This window comes from Deltaproteobacteria bacterium (genome assembly GCA_030654105.1).
In the GTDB taxonomy this organism is placed as follows: Bacteria; Desulfobacterota; SM23-61; order SM23-61; family SM23-61; genus JAHJQK01.
Genome location: JAURYC010000076.1, coordinates 1 through 2,700 on the forward strand (window position 1 = coordinate 1; position 2,700 = coordinate 2,700).

Genomic DNA, 2,700 nt, shown 5'->3' on the forward strand with positions numbered 1-2,700 from the left:
GCTTCAAGGTTTTGCTCGATTTCGGTGGCATTTTTCATTCAAAAATTACCCCCTGACATTATTATTTCCAGATAACAATCCCCTTCGCAATGAAAACCGAGCCTCCCCTGCGAACGTTGGGTCCAAATAGAGTGGAGGAAAAATTTCGCGTTCCCCCTGGTCAAAATTCTTAGGCCTTCCTTCTCTGCCATGGGCCGTTTAACTCTTCCCTTTCCAGATGCCTTTTTCCTTGAGGTATTTGACCGCCCCCGGTTGAAAGGGAGCGTAACGAGTGGCAAAATCGGCTCCCCGGAAATTCATCCTTGCGCCTTGGCTACAGGTTTCTTCTTACGAACTTTGCCGCAAAGTACTATAGCCCATTTTCAAGGAGCAATCCCGTTAAAAGTCCGAAACACGAAAAAAGCTAAAGGGGAATATTGCCGTGCTTTTTCCAGGGCCTTTCATCTTTCTTATTCGAAAAAAGTTTAAGTCCCTGAATGAGCAAACGTCTTGTATCCCTTGGATCAATTATTTCTTCAACCCAGCGCATCGCCGCAGCATGATAAGGGAAACGGCCGAAGGTGGCTTTATATTCGGCCAACCGCCGGGCCCGAACTTCCTCGGGATTTTTCGCCGCAGCGATTTCATTGCGAAAGATGATATTCACCGCCCCCTCTGGATTCATCAACCCCATCTCTGTCGTTGGCCAGGCCAAAAGCAAATCCGACCCTAAAGGCTCACCACACATCGCCGGGTTTCCTCCGCCATAGGCTTTCCGAATGTAGACCGTGAACTTCGGGACGGTCGCCTCCGAGATGGCGTGCAGCACCTTCGCCCCATGGCGGATAATTCCTCCTCTTTCTTGATCCACACCCGGCAAATAGGCGGGATTGTCCACCAAAAAAATCAAGGGGATGTTGAAGCAATCGCAAAACCGAATAAACCGGGCTTCTTTATCGGCAGCATTGATATCAATGCTGCCGGCCTTGTGTTTCGGATTATTGGCAACGATACCGACCGATCGCCCGTCTAACCGGGCAAAGCCGGTGATCATATTCTTGGCGAAGTCCGGCTTGATCTCAAAAAAGTGGCCTTTATCGAAGATCCGCTGAATGACGTGATGCATGTCATACCATTTCTTCGAATCCACCGGCACGACATCGAGCAGTTCTTCATCCCGACGGTTCGGGTCATCGCCAGTCGGGACAATCGGCGGTTCCTCTTGATTGTGGGAAGGCAGAAAACTCAAGAGCTCCTGGCATTTCTGCAAACAATCCTCATCATTCTCGGCCAAGACATCGCAACAGCCGCTCACCTCCGCATGCATCTTCGCTCCCCCAATTTCCTCTTCGGTGACATCTACAAACTGCACCGACTTGATCAGCGTGGGGGAAGCAATGTACATGTGGCTGGTCTTTTTCACCATGATGAGAAAATCCGTCAGAATGGGGGAGTAGGCGGCTCCGGCCGCACAAGGACCCATCAAAAGGCCGATTTGCGGGATCACTCCGGAAGAGATCGTGTGACAGTAAAAGTAAAGTTGGTAGGAGTCATTAAAATCACGGGTCACCGCATCCTGGATCCGTACCCCTCCGGAATCGATCATATGGATACAGGGAACCCGAGCTTTCAAAGCCTGCTTCATCACCCGAAGTGTTTTTTTTCCATGAATCGTACCCTGGCTCCCCCCCGCGATAGTGAAGTCCTGGGCATAGCCATAAACGGGGCGACCCTTGACACTCCCATACCCGGTGATGACCCCATCGCCGGTTAAGTCCTGTTGATCAATATCGAAACCGGTGATCCGGGGTTTGGCAAAAAGGCCCAGCTCTACAAAAGTGCCTGGATCGTAAAAAAAGTTGATCCGTTCTCGCGCCGTCATTTTCCCCCGGCTGTGTTGCCTTTCCACGGCTTTGGGGCTGGCTAAGTTAATGACTCTTTCGCGTTCGGCTTTTAATTCGGCAAGTTTCTGTCGCATGGACTGGGAACCTCCTTAATCATTAATCATTGATGGCGATTATAGCTCCTCATTTATAGGCCTTTGAATTGTGGTTCTCGTTTTTCCATAAAAGCCTTCACCGCCTCTTTTTGATCCTGGGTTGTGCGGCAAACATTCTGGGCATAGCTTTCCAACAGTAATTGCTCCCGCAGTTGGTTGCGAATTTTTTCCCACGTTACTCTTTTCACTAATTCCACAGAGATCGGCGGTCCGCTGGCGATTTTTTTGGCCAGTTCCTTCGCATGGCTCATCAATTCTTCATGGGGAACCACCTTGGAGACCAAACGAATTCTTTCCGCTTCCTGGGCGTCGATGATGTCCCCCGTAAAAAATAACTCTAAAGCTTTGTCCATCCCCACAATTAAAGGCATTAAGAGGGTTGCCCCCCCATCGGCGATCAGACCCCGTTTGACCCAGATAGCCGCGAAGCGGGCATTGGTGGAGGCGATTCGCAGGTCACAGGCCAAGGTAATCGTCAATCCAACGCCGGCAGCAATGCCATTGACCGCAGCAATGATAGGTTTATTGATCTTTTCAAAAGCCAGGATTAAGTTACCCACCAACGCGAGAATAGTTTTACGACTGGTGTCTACTTGCTGCCCGGCAGCGCGAGCGGCCTGGGCGGCAACATCCGCGCCGGAACAAAATCCCCGACCCGCACCCGTTATAATGAGGGCCCTTAAATTATCATCCTCTTGGACTTCTTGCAAGGCTCGAGGAAA

Annotated in this window: 2 protein-coding genes; both read right to left on the bottom strand. The window is 50.6% G+C overall.

The features are described from left to right. Positions 1-403: 403 nt before the first annotated feature. Positions 404-1,957: an acyl-CoA carboxylase subunit beta gene (locus Q7V48_02945; protein MDO9209694.1), complete on the bottom strand. Its 1,554-nt coding sequence runs from the start codon at positions 1,955-1,957 to the stop codon at positions 404-406. A gap of 53 nt (positions 1,958-2,010) precedes the next feature. Beyond that, on the bottom strand, positions 2,011-2,700 hold a 690-nt coding region (locus Q7V48_02950; protein ID MDO9209695.1), incomplete at its 5' end, for an enoyl-CoA hydratase-related protein.